This is a genomic window from Longimicrobiaceae bacterium, from assembly GCA_036375715.1.
In the GTDB taxonomy this organism is placed as follows: Bacteria; Gemmatimonadota; Gemmatimonadetes; order Longimicrobiales; family Longimicrobiaceae; genus DASVBS01.
This window is the reverse complement of the sequence record DASVBS010000021.1, coordinates 1-15,909: the sequence shown is the minus strand read 5'-3', so window position 1 is coordinate 15,909 and position 15,909 is coordinate 1. Positions and strand designations below refer to the sequence as shown.

General features: G+C 68.5%; 19 protein-coding genes. All 19 read right to left on the bottom strand.

Annotated elements, in window-relative coordinates:
• The coding region (locus tag VF167_02960; GenBank protein HEX6924358.1) for a hypothetical protein at positions 1 to 1,328 on the bottom strand (1,328 nt) is incomplete at its 3' end.
• Complete coding sequence (locus VF167_02955; protein HEX6924357.1) at positions 1,329 to 2,915, bottom strand: hypothetical protein; 1,587 nt, start codon at positions 2,913 to 2,915, stop codon at positions 1,329 to 1,331.
• Positions 2,915 to 5,194 carry a tape measure protein gene (locus tag VF167_02950; GenBank protein ID HEX6924356.1) on the bottom strand — a complete coding sequence of 760 codons (2,280 nt, stop codon included), beginning with the start codon at positions 5,192 to 5,194 and terminating at the stop codon, positions 2,915 to 2,917. The genes VF167_02955 and VF167_02950 overlap by 1 nt, the downstream gene beginning before the upstream one ends.
• 55 nt (positions 5,195 to 5,249) lie before the next feature.
• Entirely contained in the window at positions 5,250 to 5,432 is a 183-nt protein-coding gene (locus VF167_02945) for a hypothetical protein (protein ID HEX6924355.1), read from the bottom strand.
• 152 nt (positions 5,433 to 5,584) lie between these two features.
• Entirely contained in the window at positions 5,585 to 5,911 is a 327-nt protein-coding gene (locus VF167_02940) for a hypothetical protein (GenBank protein HEX6924354.1), read from the bottom strand.
• Between the two features lie 6 nt (positions 5,912 to 5,917).
• Positions 5,918 to 6,352, bottom strand: coding sequence for a hypothetical protein (locus VF167_02935; GenBank protein HEX6924353.1), 435 nt, complete (start codon positions 6,350 to 6,352; stop codon positions 5,918 to 5,920).
• A 4-nt stretch (positions 6,353 to 6,356) separates the two neighbouring features.
• Positions 6,357 to 6,809 (bottom strand): hypothetical protein, encoded by a 453-nt coding sequence (locus VF167_02930; GenBank protein ID HEX6924352.1) that lies wholly within the window; start codon positions 6,807 to 6,809, stop codon positions 6,357 to 6,359.
• A gap of 1 nt (position 6,810) precedes the next feature.
• Entirely contained in the window at positions 6,811 to 7,110 is a 300-nt protein-coding gene (locus VF167_02925) for a hypothetical protein (GenBank protein HEX6924351.1), read from the bottom strand.
• Entirely contained in the window at positions 7,097 to 7,324 is a 228-nt protein-coding gene (locus VF167_02920; GenBank protein HEX6924350.1) for a hypothetical protein, read from the bottom strand. The genes VF167_02925 and VF167_02920 overlap by 14 nt, the downstream gene beginning before the upstream one ends.
• A gap of 57 nt (positions 7,325 to 7,381) precedes the next feature.
• Positions 7,382 to 9,808: a phage major capsid protein gene (locus VF167_02915; protein HEX6924349.1), complete on the bottom strand. Its 2,427-nt coding sequence runs from the start codon at positions 9,806 to 9,808 to the stop codon at positions 7,382 to 7,384.
• Position 9,809: 1 nt separating this feature from the next.
• Positions 9,810 to 11,390 (bottom strand): phage portal protein, encoded by a 1,581-nt coding sequence (locus VF167_02910; GenBank protein ID HEX6924348.1) that lies wholly within the window; start codon positions 11,388 to 11,390, stop codon positions 9,810 to 9,812.
• Entirely contained in the window at positions 11,374 to 11,916 is a 543-nt protein-coding gene (locus VF167_02905) for a hypothetical protein (protein ID HEX6924347.1), read from the bottom strand. The genes VF167_02910 and VF167_02905 overlap by 17 nt, the downstream gene beginning before the upstream one ends.
• A gap of 163 nt (positions 11,917 to 12,079) precedes the next feature.
• Complete coding sequence (locus VF167_02900) at positions 12,080 to 12,595, bottom strand: hypothetical protein (GenBank protein ID HEX6924346.1); 516 nt, start codon at positions 12,593 to 12,595, stop codon at positions 12,080 to 12,082.
• 49 nt (positions 12,596 to 12,644) lie between these two features.
• Positions 12,645 to 13,262: a methyltransferase domain-containing protein gene (locus tag VF167_02895; protein HEX6924345.1), complete on the bottom strand. Its 618-nt coding sequence runs from the start codon at positions 13,260 to 13,262 to the stop codon at positions 12,645 to 12,647.
• Positions 13,259 to 14,128 (bottom strand): hypothetical protein, encoded by an 870-nt coding sequence (locus VF167_02890; GenBank protein ID HEX6924344.1) that lies wholly within the window; start codon positions 14,126 to 14,128, stop codon positions 13,259 to 13,261. The genes VF167_02895 and VF167_02890 overlap by 4 nt, the downstream gene beginning before the upstream one ends.
• Positions 14,125 to 14,370: a hypothetical protein gene (locus VF167_02885; protein HEX6924343.1), complete on the bottom strand. Its 246-nt coding sequence runs from the start codon at positions 14,368 to 14,370 to the stop codon at positions 14,125 to 14,127. Before VF167_02885 ends, VF167_02890 begins: the two co-directional genes overlap by 4 nt.
• Complete coding sequence (locus tag VF167_02880; protein HEX6924342.1) at positions 14,367 to 14,981, bottom strand: hypothetical protein; 615 nt, start codon at positions 14,979 to 14,981, stop codon at positions 14,367 to 14,369. Before VF167_02880 ends, VF167_02885 begins: the two co-directional genes overlap by 4 nt.
• A gap of 5 nt (positions 14,982 to 14,986) precedes the next feature.
• On the bottom strand, positions 14,987 to 15,175 hold the full coding sequence (locus tag VF167_02875) for a hypothetical protein (GenBank protein HEX6924341.1): 189 nt from the start codon (positions 15,173 to 15,175) through the stop codon (positions 14,987 to 14,989).
• Positions 15,172 to 15,909: terminase gpA endonuclease subunit (locus VF167_02870; GenBank protein HEX6924340.1), on the bottom strand; the 738-nt coding region annotated here is incomplete at its 5' end. The genes VF167_02875 and VF167_02870, both read right to left, overlap by 4 nt.

The following is a 15,909-nucleotide window of genomic DNA, read 5'->3' as shown; positions in this document are numbered from 1 at the left end:
GGCGTGGCGACCGATTTGAACCAGACCTCCTCCACCCGGCTGCTCGGATCGTCGATCGCCAGTGTGAGCGTGCCGGTGGACCCCGACTGCGAGGGGCGCGGCTCCACCACGGGCGGGTCGGCCGGTGCGCCCCCGAACTCGCGCAGTAGGTGGCGCTTGTAGGCCCCGGCGGGCTTACCGCGGGTCAGGAACCAGTGCCGGTGCCGATCGCGGCTGTAGACCCAGCGGCGGGCAACCACGGCGCCGTTCTGCGTGCTGTCGTAGTGGACGTTATTGGCGCTGAACTCCAGGTAGTCCCACAACTGGATGTGGGGTGACCAGTAGGTTTCGACCTCCTGGTTCGCGAAGGGCTCCTGCAGGTCCTTCCGCACCGAATCCGCGAACGCCTGCGCCTGCGTCTCGGTCTGGATCATCGAGTCGGACGGCTCCTCGATGATGATGGCGCGGTAAGCGCCGAACTCGTCCGTCAGGGTGCTGGGCGCCTCGCTGGTGACGCTCGCCCGCGTGCCGGTCGATGCGTCGGTGTAGTAGACCACGCACTTCGTCCGGACGTCGTAGATCTCGATGTCCAGCCGGCGCACGGCCGCGTAGTCGTCCGGCCCGAGCGTCCACGTTGCGGTGGGGCTGTCGCGCTCCGGGGTGAACAGGGTGAGCACCGAGACGCCCGAGGAGTTGTAGCGGTAGCGCACCCGCTGCCCCGCCTTGCCCGCGAGGTCGGAGAGCACCGGCAGCACCTTGCCGCGCGACTGCACGTACTTTTCTTCCAGCCCCGCGCCCTCGTCGTCTTCCACGGTGAGCGTGACGCCCGTCACGTTGTCTGTGAGGATCGCTTGCAGCAGGTCGGCCAGCGCGGTTCCCGCCTCGTACTCGCGCTCGGCCTCGATGGCCCAATCCTCGAGGATGCCGCCCTGATCGCGGCAGGTGAGCACGACGTTGTCCGCGAACTCGATGCGGTCCACGACGCCCCGGAACACCTCGACGTAGTCATCATCCGTCGGCTCCGCCCCGAGCGGGATCTGCGCCGTCTCGAACGTGACCGCGCGCACGAGGTTGAGGGCCGGCGCGGTGACGCCCGAGTCGTCCACGTTGAGCGTGCTGCCGTCCATCAGGGGCGAGAGCGAGAGCAGCCCGCTATCCCCGTCCTCCCGCGCCAGGGTGAACGTCGCCCGCTCGCACGAGGCGTCGATGTCGTCCGTCCCGCTGGCCTCGATCAGCCAATCCGAGTAGTCGATCATCGTGCCGTCGGCGTTGGCGACCTTGAGCCGCCCAATGACCTGATAGTCGGACCCCTGGAGGACCGCCTCCTGCGCGTCGCTGAGCGTGAGCATCTACAGCACCCCCGCCGCGCCGCGGCACTCGGAGAGCGTCCGCTCCCCCTTGAGGACGGCCACGTGGGTGAATGCCGCCGAGCCGACGAACGAGGATCCCACGCCGCCCAGGTTGAGCGTCTCGTCGTCCCACGCGGAGGCCAGGGCGAGGGCGGAGGACGCCGTGCTCGACGTCTCCGCCGCCCCGTTGATCGACTGGTGCAGCCTGACGCTGCCGTCCGCGTAGAGGATCCCGCGGAGCTCCACGAGGTCGCCCAGGTCCGGCGCTGCGGCGAGCGTGCTGGTCACCTGACCGCCCGCCTCACCGTGGTAGATCTGGTAGTAGCTGTCGCCCGATGGCGCGTGGATCAGCAGGCGGCTCGTAGACGCCGAGGTCGAATCGCTGATCTGGAGGATGCGTGCGCTGTTGGCGCTCCGGAGTGTGCCCTGCTCGATGAACCGGGCATAGAGCGTCATCGCCTGCGGCGCGGCGGTGAAGGCGTACTTAAGCGCGTCGGCCGAGCGGGCGACCGTGGCGGAGGTGGTTGCGATATACGAGGTCGCGAACGCCCCGGCCTCGGCCTGCGCGCCCCACGCGTAGAGATTGCCCGTCGCGGTGTCGGTGCCGCCGGGGTAGAGTATCAGGCGCAGCGTGTTCGTCGCCGTCGCCACCTCGTCCATCGACACCGCAACGCGGGTCCACTCCGTGGTGGATAGCCCCGTGATGTCGATGCGCCCGCTGGAGCTCACCGCCGCCTCACCGGGGCCGGAGATGACGCGGCCGGTCTGCGCGGTCCAACTGTCCGCCGTGTTGTCGCGTATGCCGATCGCCGCCTTGTCCAGCGTGCCGGCCTTGAGCCAGACGGAGATGGAGTACCGGACGGCCGAAGCGTTGGTCGTGAATATCTGATAGATCGCCTTGTTCGGCCCGCTGCCGTCGTTCGCCAGCGTGTCCGCCGCAGCGTTGCCGTCCGGGGCCGTGACCGAGTTGGCGCTTACGGTGATCCCGGGCGACTTGAACCACGCGGCGTTACTGAAGTCCTCGCTGTGGAGGATCAGGTTGGTGCGCTCGGGCTCGATCAGCGTAGCGCGCTCGTAGAGCTCCGAATCCGGGTTGAGCGCGTAGTGCGAATCCCGCAGCGTGCCGGACGCGGCCGAGGTGATGAGGCCCGCCTGGCTGCGGTAGGTGGCGGCCGAAGCGCGGGAGAAGGTGTAGCCGAGGTCGCCCGGCTGGAACGTGAACAGGACCGGGGAGAGGGGCGTGGCCTCGCGCAGGGTGAAGGTGACGGCGCGGCGCTTCTCGCCGCCCGCCAGCACGTAGCTCTCCGCCTGCACGCTCGCCCGGCAGGTGACCGTCTCGCCGTCCAGCGCATCGCCGCTCACGGTGATCGTGGGCCGCGACGTGAGCGCGAAGTACAGCGCCCGCGCGTCGGCGGGGGGCAGCGGCGTGGTGGTGAATCGCCACTCGCGCACACGCCCCCGGATGCCGGAGCGCTGCTTGCCCGAGAAGGTGGTCATGAGGTCGCCCACGACTTCCGGCTCCAGGCGCTCGGCGCGGTCCAGGGCGATCGGGACCGCCGCGAATCCGGGGATGCTCAGGAACGCCATCAGCGAGCCCTCACCGCAAGCTGAAGTTCGGTGACTTCACCGCTGGCCACCTTTTCCTTCAGGGTCCGGCTGAACTTCCGCCACAGTGTCTCGCCATCGTCGCCCGGCGCGGCCTGGATGTTGACCGTGCCGATATTGACCTCGCCCCGGCGGGAATGCGGCGAGTCGTGCTCGCGCATGAACGGGGGGATCTCTCCAGGACCCTCGGGGTCCACCGGCAGCGGCGGGCGCGCACCCGGGATGTCGAGAGGGGGGCGGCGGCCCCCGCCACCGGAACCCCCACCCCCACCGCCGCCGCCAGCGTTGGACGCGCGGAGGCGCAGAAGGTTGAGGTTGACGATGCGCGCCTGGTTGGTGACAGACTCGGTGAACGCATCCACCGCCTCGCCCATGTCCTCGACGCCTTCGGATGTGTCCTCCAGTGCGCGTCTGGCGCTGCGGGCCGCGTCGATCATCTCCTGACCGGCGTTGATGATCCCCTTGGCGGAGACGAACGGCAGCGCGTCGATCGCCTTACCCACGGCGCGCACGAGCAGGCCGAACGCCTCCGATACGTAGGATGCGATCTTCGCCAGCAGGCGCAGTGGCGGAGCAAGTAGCTTGAGCGTCGGTGCGAGCTGCGAGCCGATTAACTGCCCGATGATCTTGAGCGGTTCGGCCAGCGTATCCAGCACGGGGCGCAGCACCTCCATCAGCCCCTCGAATGCGGGCTTCAGTGCGGCGGCCACGGCGGCCAGCGGGCCGAACTTCGCCACCAGCCCCATGATCTGCGTGCCGACCTGCGAGCTGATCTGCGAGAGGAATCCGCCGGCCTGCTCGGGTGCGGCGGCTTCGGCGCGCGCGGGAAGCTGGATCGTCTCCAGGGAGCCGCCGAGCCCTTCAAATTCCCGCCTGCGCTCCTCCTGCGCCCGACGCCTGCGCTCGTTGTTGGCGATAATGCGCTCCACGGCGCTGGGGCCGCCCTCGGTGATCGCGACGGAGGGGGTGACATCGCCGAGCCGGGATAGTCGGGATAGTTCCACCCGAAGACGCGCCGCCTCGTCGGCCGCCGCGGAGAGGGTGTTCTTGGTCTTGTCTCCGAACTGAGCGAGCGCCTCGTCGATCTGCATGGACTGCCGCAGCACCCGGTCCAGTTCGGCGTTGAGGTCCACGAACTGCTTGTTGACGATCTGGACCGACTGCCCGAGGGTGGCCGCGCTCCCCTGGATCGTGCGGAAGGGCTGCGTGTCCGCGATCTGACTGCGCAGCGCGTCGGCCTGGAAGGCAAGCGCCAGCTTGCGCCGCCGGAGCTCCTCTTCCGTCAGGCCGACCAGGCTCTGCTTGTATTGCTCGACCGCGCCAGCCGCCTCCAGGGCCGCGAGCTTGTTGTCGAGGAACTTGGCTCCGAGAATGCCGAGCGCGGCCACCACGGCGCCGCCGGTGACGATCAGGGGCAGCAGGCCCACGCCGAGCGCAGTGCTGAACGCGGCGGCAGCGGTGGCGAGGCTACCCAGGGCGATCGCGGCTGGACCCATCACGGCGGCCATTGCGGCGATAGCGATGGCAAAGCGGACGGTGTCGGGGTTGATCTCGCGCACCTTGCCGAGCAGTTCGGTGATCCCGTCCACCAGCGGAATCACTGCGGGCAGTAGCTTGTCCCCAATTACGGCCGAGGCGCGAAACCAGGCGTCGGCCAGGTTCTCGAACGAGGTGCGCGCGCCGCCGGAGACGCGGTCCAGCCGCTCCAAGTGCTCCAGCAGGATGTTCAGGAATTCCTCCGTCGTGAGTCCGAGCTTCTGGATCTGCTCCGGGTCCACCGTGCCGAACGCCTCATTCAGCACCTTCCCGAGCACCGGGGCGGAGGACAGAATCGGCTTCAGGTCCTCGGAGAGGACGCGGCCCTTGGCGGCAAGCTGAGTGAGCTGGAACTGGACACTGCGCAGATCCTCCGCGCCGCCGCCTGTGAGCGCGATCGCGTTGGCGAACTCACGCAGCACACGCTCGGCGAACTGAGCGGAGAAGCCCACAGCTTGCAGCCGCACGCTGCCCTCGATCGCCTCCCTGAAGCCGAGGCCCGGGGCCTTGGCGAGATCCCGTAGCCGCTCGAGTTGGCGGTTTGTCTCGTCCGCGCTGCCCGTCACCGCATCCAGCGCGCGGCGGAGGCTGTCCATCTGCGTGGCGGAGCGGACGGTGAGCGCGGCGAGCGCGCCCAGGGGGACGGTGATCCCCGCGGTCATCGCCTTTCCGGCCTTCGTCATCTGCTTCCCGAGGTCCCGGACCGCCGACTGCGCGACGGTCATGGATTTCTGGAAGCCTTTGATGTCGGCGGAAATCCTAACGAAAAGCTCTGACGCCTTAGTCGCCACTCGCGCCCTCTCGCTCAGCTAAGCGGTTTGCCGCCGCGGCCCACATCTGCATTGCGGCGAACATCTGCTCGTCCGTCTGCGGCTCCGGCGCCTCTCTGTGCTCGGGGAACACGTCGAGCCAGGTAAAAGGCTCCGGGTGCTTCTTGCTGTCGCGGTTGATGTTCGCCAGCATCGCGACCACTTCTCCCGACCTTCGGTCCTCCCGGCGGATCCGGTCCCGGTGCCGCTCCAGGAGCCTGCCGAACAGGCTCAGGCTCAGGTCCCAGAAGTCCGCGTCGGAGAGGCCCAGGTCATAGACTCCGATGGCCCACAGGGCGTCGAGGTCTACGTCTTCCGCTTGCCCTTCCCCGCCGGTCTGGCGTTTCCCTCCGCGCCTTCCGCATCACCGCTCAGCCGCGCGATGGCGGCGGTCACGGCGCCCAGGTTGCCGGGGTGGATCATGTCCTCCACCTGCTCCGGGGTGAGGTCGGCGCGGTCCTCCTCGGTGAGCATGGCCCACACGACCCGGCCGACGTCCTCCTCCTCGATCCCGGCCGTGATGGACCGGCCGGTGAGTTCCTTCACGCGCCGCATGGCGCCGATGGTAAATGCGATCGTGCGGTTGCGATCGAGCTCCACCTGTGCGGTGGGTACGTTTGCCGCGAGGGCCATAATGGATCAGTTCGAAGGAATGGGGGTTGTGAGTATAACCGATCCGCTAATCCGCAGCGTGGCGTCGAACGTGTACGCCTCGCCCGGTCCGCCCGCGTTGGGTGCGAACGAGGTCACCTCGGCGCTGAACGAGAAGCGCAGGTCTTGCCGAGTGAAGTCGATCTGGAAGTCACGGGCGGTCGCGTCGGGGTCGTGCGCGTCACCGATCAGGATCAACTGACCCGCGTCGGCGTAGTTGAAGAATCCCGACAGCGTCACTTCTCCGTTGTCGGGCAAGCCGGCTATGGACTCGGCGGCAACCGAGTCGAAGTCGGTTGTGTCGATTTGCGGCTTCGTGGGGCTGGGCACCCCGATCGATGTCAGGTTCCCTACCTTGGTGAACACCCCCGAGGTATCCGACTCTACCCGGAGGATGGTCCCGAGAGCAGAAGACTTGGCCATAGCGTTACTCCTGGGTTTCCGGGTCGTCCCCGGCAGTGTTGTAGACGATCTCGAACGTCACGGCCGCGTCGGCGTAGACTGCCTCCGCCCGGCTCGCGGCCCACTCTGTCGAGACTTCGCGTGTATCGGTCGCCTTCCCGCCCCACGTCGGGTCGTTCATCATCGCCTGGATCACCCACACCCGGAGCGGATCGACCGCCTTTCGCGGGGGCGTTCCCTGCGCCCGGAGCAGCACCTGAACGGTCATGGTGCGCTGGACGTTGAACTGGCCCGACGAGCCCGCGAAGTCGTCGGCGCGCACCTGCTCCCGCACCGGGTCTACCACGATCTCCGAAAGGCTGCTGGAGCCCTCGTAAGCCTGCGTGGGGTCGCTGTGGACCGTGCAGCCGGACGGCTTTCCGGCCCCGTCCAGCGCGGCCTCGATCGCGTCCAGGATCTGCTCGCCAATCGAAGCCATGTCAGGCGTTCCCGAGTGCGAGCAGTGTGGTGCCGCCCTTCTGTCGCTGCGGCGGCATCATCACCTTGCGGCTTTCGCCGTCCACGGTGATCGTCGCCCCGTTCGGGACGGTGAGGGACCCGGTGGCGATGCTGACCGTGTCCTCGACCCCGTAAACCTGCGCCTCCTCGAACAGCGCCACGTCCGCCACCTCGCGAGCGCCCCACGTCCGGGCGGTGCCGTAGCGGACCTCCACGGCGCCGGGGAGGCCTCGTAGCAGGCTCTCGACCTCGCGCCAGGCCGCCTGACTACTTGCTAGCACGGCGCGGCCTCTTCGCGGGTGGTGCAGCCGGAGCGGCGACTGGCTCGGCTGGCTCCGCTGCGGACTCGGGCGCCGGTGCCTGCTCCGGTGCGCGCCGGGCCTTCTTCCGCTCCAACAGCCAGCGGCCGAACCAGTCCGGCGCGTCGTGTACGGTGCCAGCGTCCCAGGTCGCACCGTCCGTCCCGAGCACGCCGTGAATCATCTGGATCCGCATGGGATTCTCCCTGTGCGTGCGGGCGGGAGCGGACGAATCCGCCCCCGCCTACTTCCGTCAGCTCGTCAGCGCGTCGAGCATGGCGGAGAACGCCTCCGCGTGCCGCACGGCGATGCCGACCGACTGGTAGCTGGTGACCTCAATGAGCGCCTGCTTCTTCTTGGTGTAGGGGTCCACCACCAGCTCCAGCGCGCCCCAGTAGCCAATCAAAAGCTGGCTCCACACGCCGAATACGATGGCGTGGCAGACGCCCGAGGCGGAGCCCTTGCTGAGGTCAGAGGGCACCTGCGTCGAGACGTGGGCGGGGTAGCCGTTCACCTCGCCCACGCGCCCGCCGGTCCAGACCGGGACGCCGTTGGTCGAGCTGAACTGCTGTGTCTTCTTGAGCTTGCCGCGGATGCCCGGCGTGGTGAGGTACGCCATCGAGCCGATGTCGGCGTTGTCCACCGCGATCTGCGTCTCGAGGTCCACCATGTCCTCATAGTCCGGCGCGGCGCCGTTAGTACCGCCGGGCACCACTCCGATGCCGGAGGTGTAGATGATGCCGGTCGGCTGGTTGCCGGTGCCGGTCCCGGCGATCGCCGCGGCGTCGATCCCGAGCGCGGCCACCTGCGTCAGGTCGTTGCGGACGAACATCTCCACGTCAATCGACGCCTGCTGCAGAAGCTGGCGACTGAACGCAGTGGAGGTCTGCCCGGCCTTGGGCGCAAGCAGCACCTGCCCGATGGTGGCGTCCGTGTCAGCGACGTCCGATCCGGGGTTCTCATCGACCCAGGTCCAGCTCGACGCGCCGGTCTGCTTGGGGAACGCGATCGTGCCGCCCTCGAGGCCGGTCAGGATCGTCGCGCCGAGCTCGGCCACCTTCATGCGGGCGCGGAGCAGGTCGATGAAGTCCCCGCCCTGGGTGAACACCGCGTTGCCACCGGCGGTCGAGGTGCCCACCTCCAGCGCGGCGCGGACGGGATAGAAGAAGCCGCCGCGGGACTTGTAGTCCTTCGGCATGTTCTTGCGGATGTGCTCCGAGATCTCGCGCTCGAAGCCGGCGTCCGACCAGTCGTCGTTCGCGGCGGCGAGGATCGCGCGGGAGAGCGAGTACCGGCGCCGCTCGGCCGCGCTCATCTCCGACATCTGGCTGGCCTTCATGGCCTGGAGGTTGGAGGCGGCCGTCTCGCGGATGTCCGCCACCACCTGCTCGACCGTCGCGCCGGACTGGATGTAGTCCGATGCCTTCTCCCCGATGCCGTGCATGCTGCACAGCTCGCTGATCGCCTGCGCGCGCTTGCGCTCGGCGGCCAGGTCCACTCCGACCGCAATGCGCGGCTCCGCGCTCGCGGTCCCTCCCTGGGCGGCCCCGTTCTGGGCCGCCACGTCGTTCTCTTTCGGCATGGCTTGCTCCCTGGCCTCTGGGGCCGGTTCGGTGTCCGGGGGAGTGACCTGCGCGCCGGAGGCGTCCCGGCCCGCCTCCTGCATCGTTTCGGTGCCTGAATCGGTAGCAATCACGTTGTTTCGGTATAGCACGGGCGCAGCAAAGCCGGCCTCGTGGGTGGTGGCCGTCGCGTGCAGCGTCAGCGGGCTTCCCTCGTAGGTGGCGGATGCGGTCGGCGCCTCCACCGCCTCGATCCGCGCCTCGTCCCGCCGCGACATGCGGCTCACGCCCAGTTCTTCCAGCACCTCATCCAGCGTGGCGATGCGGTCCGCCATGCCGGCGGCAATCGCGGCCTTTGCCTTCACCACGCGGCCCTGTCCGAATCCGCTCTCGACCTTCGCCACGGTGACGCCCCGGTGCTTCGCGACGGCCTGCACGAACTCGTCGTAGATCTCATCGACCTGCGACTGCGCGTAGGCGCGGGTATCCTCGGACAGTGGCTCGTAGGGCGAGCCCTCCGCCTTGTGCTTCCCGGCGCGGATGATCGTGGTCTTGACGCCCTCGTTCTCCAGCATCCGACTGGCGTCCTGATGGATCGTGTAGACGCCCACGGAGCCCACGACGCCGGAGGGGATCACGACCAGTTCATCGGCGGCGGAGGCGATCCAGTAGGCGGCGGAGGCGGCCATGCCGTTGGCGACCGCGATGATCCGCTTGCCCTTTCCGCGCGCGTCGTAGATCTTCTGCGCGACCTCCTGAACCCCCGTCACGGTCCCGCCCGGCGAGTCCACGTCCAGTACGATGGTTCCGATGTCGGGATCATTCATGAACTGGTCGAACGCCTTGCCGAGCGATTCGGTGGAGGTGCCCCCGCTTATGGCGGAGAGCATGTCCATGCGGTGCGAGATCGTGCCGTAGACGGGCAGAACCGCCACGCCGCCGGCGCGCGTGCGCCTGGGCTCTCTGCGGATCGCCGTGGCGGCGCGGATCTCCTCGTCGGAGAGGTGCCCCTCGGCCCGGAGCGCCAGGAACTCGCAGATCATCTCCAGCTTCTCGGGCAGGATCGCCCACGGGGTCTGCGCAACCGCGCGCCGCACCCTCTCGATACTGGTTGCCATGTCAGGCCCCCTTTCCGTTCAGGGCGTGGTGCCCGTTGCCGTTGCCGTTGCCGGTCATGCGCGAGAGGATCTTGGCCTCCCACGCCGCGCCCGCCCGCTCGTCGTCGTCATCGTCCGGGTCCGCCTCGCCCCCGAGTGTCTTGGGGTCGATGGTGAGGTCGATGCCGTAGTCGGCAGCCAGTCTTTCCTCGGCTGCGAGTTCGGACAGCACCTCCTCAAAGTCGATCCCCCGCTCGGCGCAGATGCGCGTGCGGCTGTTGACGCGGAGCGCAACGGCTTCCTTGCTCGCCATGATGTCCTTGAGCGGGTCCACCCACTCCCAGCCGCGGGGTTGCCACTCGTGGTCGATCCAGCGGGCCACGTTGCGCTGCGGGAGGTCGAGTTGGCCGGTGGTGAGCGCCCACTTCAGCCACTCGGGGTAGATGCGCTCGAGCAGGCCGTCGATCATCCACTGTTGGAGCCCGGCCCACACGCTGCGCTCGTCCAGCTTGCCCTCGCGCAGACTGCTATAGTTCGCGTCCGAAAGGTCCGCGGCGAGCGAGTTGTAGGAGACGTCCAGCCCGGCGGCGATCGAGCGCAGGACCGCCTTGTCGAACTCCGCGAACGCCGTGTTCGGGTGGTTAGGGTCCCACTCTTCGACGGAGTATCCCACGGGCAGGCGGCCGAACGTGCCAGGCTCCGCCTCCATCGGGATTTCGCCGGGGTCCTCGCCCCGGGTCGGATCGAAGCCGGGGTGGTCCGGGTCGGGCTTAAAGAACGCCATGTGGGAGGCGCCGACGCGGGCCGCGACAACGGCCGCCTCCTCGAAGGCATCCAGCATCCGCGAGCGCAGTAGCACGGGCGCGAAGTAGGTCACGCCGCGCGTCTGCCCCGGCCGCTCGGGCAGGAAGTCGTGGACGATCTGCGAGGCGGGCACGGGGAATCGCTCGCGCGCACGGCCACCCTGGTAGTCCTGCGGGTGGCGGCTCCACAGCCAGTATTGGACGGGGCGGCCCCACTCGTCTATCTCGACGCCCATGCGGACCTCGTTCTGGCCGTCCCCGGCGGGGCGGTTGAACGTCTCGTCCAGCAGATCGGTGTCGAGGAGCTGCACCGCGAAGCCGAAGTCGTTGCGGAAGCCGGGGAGGATGCGCAGCAGCGCCTCGCCATCGGAAACCAGCGTCTCGACGTAGAGCTTCTGCACCTGCGCAAAGGACATCATCCCGTCCGCCGTGCAGTTGCCGCGCAGGCACCAGCGCTTCCACGCCGTCTCGATCTGCCGGTTGATCTCCGCGTCGGGCAGTCCGCTCGGGCGCCGCACCTTCGCTTGCAGCCGAATGCCGTGCTTGCCGACCACGTTGCGGGAGACGAGGCTGCGGAAGCGGCGGGCATGGGGGTTGTTACGCCCCATCTCGCGCGAGCGGTTCTTCAGCGCCCGCAGATCGCCCCGGATCTCGGCATCGGGGGAGCGCGTGCCGGCGAAGATCCAGTCGGCGGTCAGACGGCTGTACTGCGCGCCCGAGAAGGCGGTGGCGTGCGCGGGCTTGTTGTCGCCTCGCAGCAGCGACCATGCGGCACGCAGGCGCTTACGCAGCGGGACCAAAGCGCACCTTCACCGGCTGGAGGAATGACCCGCCGCGCTCCCGGCGCACGCGCTCGGCGTAGACGGCTTCGAGTTGCACTAGCTCCTTGACCGGGATGCGGTTGATGGAGCGGCCCGCGATCTGGTAGGCTTCCGCATCGGCCGGGATGCGCCCCTCCAGCACGCACCGGATCGCGCGCAGCATCCGCTCGTTGTGGCCCTCGTCGGGAACGGCGGTCGCGGGGTCGGGGAGGACCGTGAGCGGCGCGGAGTAGACGATGTGGCGATCCGTGCCGTCCGAGACGTAGCCGACGAGCCGGTACGGGCCGGGGCTGTAGTCCTTCGTGTCCGATGCGGCCACGCGGACCTGCCACACGCCGGATGCGTCCGTGGCGGAGATGGTGATCACCGACTCGTGCGCGCCGGTCAGGGCGTAGGAGAGCGCCCACCCGTCCGATGCCGGGTAGTCGCCATACGTCCGGTTCCACTGCCAGCTGTCGCCGGCCGTCAGGGTGGTTGGCTCGCTCGTCGGGATCGTCGCTGCCAAGGGCGCTCAGGTCACAAACGCGAAAAGCCCTCCCCCGGCGGATGTGCCAGGAAGGGCCTTGTGTGGCTTCGTGCGGTCTTGCCGCTATGTGCGGACCTGTGGGTCCGTTACCGGTATAGTGTAGGGGGGGGAAGTTAATCTGTCAAGCGGTTGGGCATTCGCGTTATCCCACCCACGGCGGCGCCCCTAACAGTTCCCGCGTCCAGCCGCTCATGGAGTATACCCGCCCGCGCAGCTTGTGCGCCGCTTCCACCCACGCGGCGGTGTACCGGTCCACCTGGTCCCACGGCTTGTCGGGAGAGAAGAAGTGCGCCCCCTCGGCCTGCATCGGCACGCCGCACAGCACGACCTCCGTGGCGCCCATCTCGAAGGCCACGCCCACGGCGAGGAACGAGGACGATCCGTGCTTCCATCCGCCGAGCGTGCGATCGACGCGGCGCGCGTTGTGGTCGCTGGGTTGGGACCACTTCAGGTAGCCGCCGGGGAGCCCCTTCGCGCGGCGGGCGCGTTCCCATATGGGGAACTTCACGGGATGGAGCGACACCCACGCGGCGAACGCGTTGGGGTACACGGTGCCAGAGTCGTTGACGCACACGACGAGGTCCGGGGTGCGGCCGACCGCGGCGAGGTCATCCCATACGCACGAGGCGCCGCCAACGACGAGGGCTAGCTTGCTCATCGGTAGTGCTTCCCTTTCTCTTCGGGGCCACAGACGAGGTAGGCGCGTTTCACTGGCGCTTGAAGGCAAAGCTGCCGATGTCCTCCCTCCCCAACAGGCTTTCCGCGGTGGAATGTTCCACGCAGGCGAAACCGTGCGCGTCCATGAAACGGATCAGCCCGTCGCGAGTGAAGTAGAGCGTGTGCTCGTCGCGGCGCAGATGCTTCCAGTCGAGCGGGGGCGGGCCGTCGCCGGGCACGATCGGCAGGGAGACGAATACCCACCGGCGCACGTTCGCGAGCAGGGGCGCGGGGTCCGCGATGTGCTCCAGCGTGTCCCACATGGTCACCGCATCGACCCGCGTCTCATACGGGTTCAGCCAGCGCCCGTTCTTGCGCAGCCACGCCTCGCCGACCGGGTTGATGTCGTACCCGCAGCAGTCCGCCGCCTCGGCAAAGGCGCCGCAGCCGATCCCCACGTCGCACAGGATCCGCGTCTTTGTGTGCCGCCGCACGAGGTCCAGCCGCGCCTTCGTGATGGCCCGCCCCATCGGGGTTTCGGCGTATCGCTCATACTTGGCGAAGTACTCCGCGTCATACGGAGCCTCGGTCACGCGCAGGAAGCCCACCCCCCGCTCGGGCAGCCAGACCAGCCCCTCGCTGGCCCACCGCTGAAAGACGGCGTTCACGACCGCCGCTCCAGCAACCGCGCGAACCGATCGGCCACCTCACTCGGCCGCTCCTTCTCGACCACGGCCGCCTCGTACCATTTATTCCACGCATCCGGCGGGCAGGCGTTGCGGTAGAAGCCCGGATTCTTGAAGTACCCGGACCAGATGATGACCGTGGGGCGGCGCAGGTAGACGGACTTGATCGTGTTGCCGCCGCACCAGCCGATGCAGCCCGCAGCCGCGCGGAAGAGGCCAAAGAATTGGTCGAGGTCGGTCGCTCCGCACAGGTTCTCCGCTCCGGTGCGCTTCGCGACCTGCTCTGCAAACGGCCGGTCCCACTCGCAGCCGGTGAGCAGGACGGGGAGGCCGGTGCGCTCCTGCACGCCGCGCACGAGCTCCGCGCAGCCGCCTAGGCCCCATGCCCCGACCCAGTGGCGGAACATGCCGAACTCGGATAGGTGCGCGACGATGTAGCGGCCCCGCTGCTGGGCGGAGGAAAGGTGCTCCAACTCAGCGGGGGTCTGCGTGATCGGGAAGTACCAGTCGATGTCGTAGCCCCGGAAGGCGCGGTTCACCGTCCCGCCCTGGCGCAGCACGCCGTTGGCCGAGAGGTAGAAGTCGAAGCCGTGGAAGTCGGGGAAGATCGAGCGGCCGTCTGCCATGTACGACTCGGTGAATTCCGGCTCCACGAGCGGGTGCGTCCAGTACCCGGCAGCGCGGACGAAGGGGATGCGCTCCACGTACTCCAGCGAGCGGCGGCGGCCGTCGAAGTCCCATATCCAGACCTCGGGGCGCTCGCCGGGGGCGTGCTTCGCAATGAAGGACTGCAGGGCGGTGGCGACCCACAGGACATCGCCCATGCCGGGGAGGACGAGGAGTTTCATGCGGGCCGCTCGCCGCTGCGCTTCCAGGCGCGGACGAACATACCGACCACACCCCAAGCGATGATCGCTACGCACAAAGCGACAACCAGGGCGAGCAGCCCGAAAAGCAGCCACGCGAGCCACTTGAAGAGGGCCATAAGCACGGCGACACCCATTAACCCAGCGAAAATCAGCAGCGCGTAGACGACCTGGTCCAACCCTTCGCGCCACAGGTGGATAAGGAATCTTCCCAAGCGTCTCATGCGGCCCTCGCTGGTTGCCAGAGTTCGGTATCCCAAGGCCGGGGGCGGCCGTGGAAGCAGACGAGCCGGGCGTCAGGCGGCACCCCCTCCTTGCAGTGCACCTTGTACGAGACGATCCCCGGCACTGCATCCTGCAACCGCGCCACACCGTCGCCCATCACGGCGCGGATGAACGCCTGATCGCCGCCCCGAATCCGCATCGCCAGCGCGGTGTCGGCCATGAACGCCTCCCACACGCGCCGCGCCTCGTCGCAGTCCGCCTCCCACGCCATGACGCCCGACGCGGGGCGCTCGGGGTGAAAGAAGTCGGAGAGCATCGCGAAGTGGCCGGAGTAGGCCGCGAGGTCCGAGAGGTCGCCCACCACGACGGAGTCCAGGTCGATGTAGACGAGGCGGCCGAAGAAGAGGCCGGGGCGGAACAGCTCCAGCTTGGCCCACCAGCCGGGCCACGAGCAGCGCAGCGGGATCGTCTCCACGCCGGGGACGGGCACGTCCGAGAGGCAGCGGAAGCGCGCGCCTGGGAGGTAGTGGCGGATGCCATCGCGCAGGGCCGTGACGTGCTCGGGGCGGTACTCGCCGCCGGATCGGAGGACCGCGAGGAAGGTGGTCATTCAGGCTACGCCGCCCTCTGACACGCCGCTGCGGGCATGTCATATATGTGGTTGCAGTAGTGGCACTGGTAGGTGCCGATCACTTCGCCGGGGGCCTTCGCGAAAGCCCTGTCCCGCTCAGCCTCGGTGATGCGCAGGCGCGGGGGCTTGCCGCACCGGGGGCATTTGAGGTCGAGGCGAAGGAGGCGGGTCATCGCCATCCGCGGACCCAGCCCTTCGGGCGTCTGACGGCCGGGCGGGGCGGGGCGGCGGGAGCCTCGGCCTTTTTCGCACCCTCTTCCTGCTCGCGGCGCTTGGCGCCCTCGACTCGGACTTTCTCCGCATAGGTGCCGAGGCTCTGGATCACCGGCGTTCCCATCGAAACCAGCGCAGCCAAGCATAGCACCTCGAGGTCCAGGGCTTCGTTGCGAGGGCGGGTCTTCTCGTAGCGCCGCACGGGGCGCCCCTTGTGGTAGCGCGTCACCACTTTCTCGGCGGTGAGCTGTGCGAAGTACTCGTCATCCAAGAAGTCCGGGAAGTGCATATACAGCGGCCCCGGGACGTTCACCTTTAGCCGCGCGAAAACGGCGTCCTTCGCCGTGTCGGTGCCGATCGGCAGCAGCTTCACCCCATGCTTGTTCGCGCGGGATGGCCGGCCCACCAGCGGGCGCCCCGGCTGCGACATGCCCTTCGTGGCCCATACGCGCTGCGGCTGGCGCGGCTTCACATAGCGGTAGACGTTTTCCGTGTGGTGCCCGCCGGAGTCGATGCACATGGCCTGGATGCGCATTTCGGCGCCGGACTCGTGCTCCCATGCCCGCGTGCGGACGTTTTCCAGCATCTGCCACACCTCGTCGCGGCCAGGGTCGCCCCACAACTGCTCGTGGTGGATCACCCAGGATTCTTCGCCCGCGCCGTAGCCCTTCACCTTTACCTCGAGCCGGTCTCC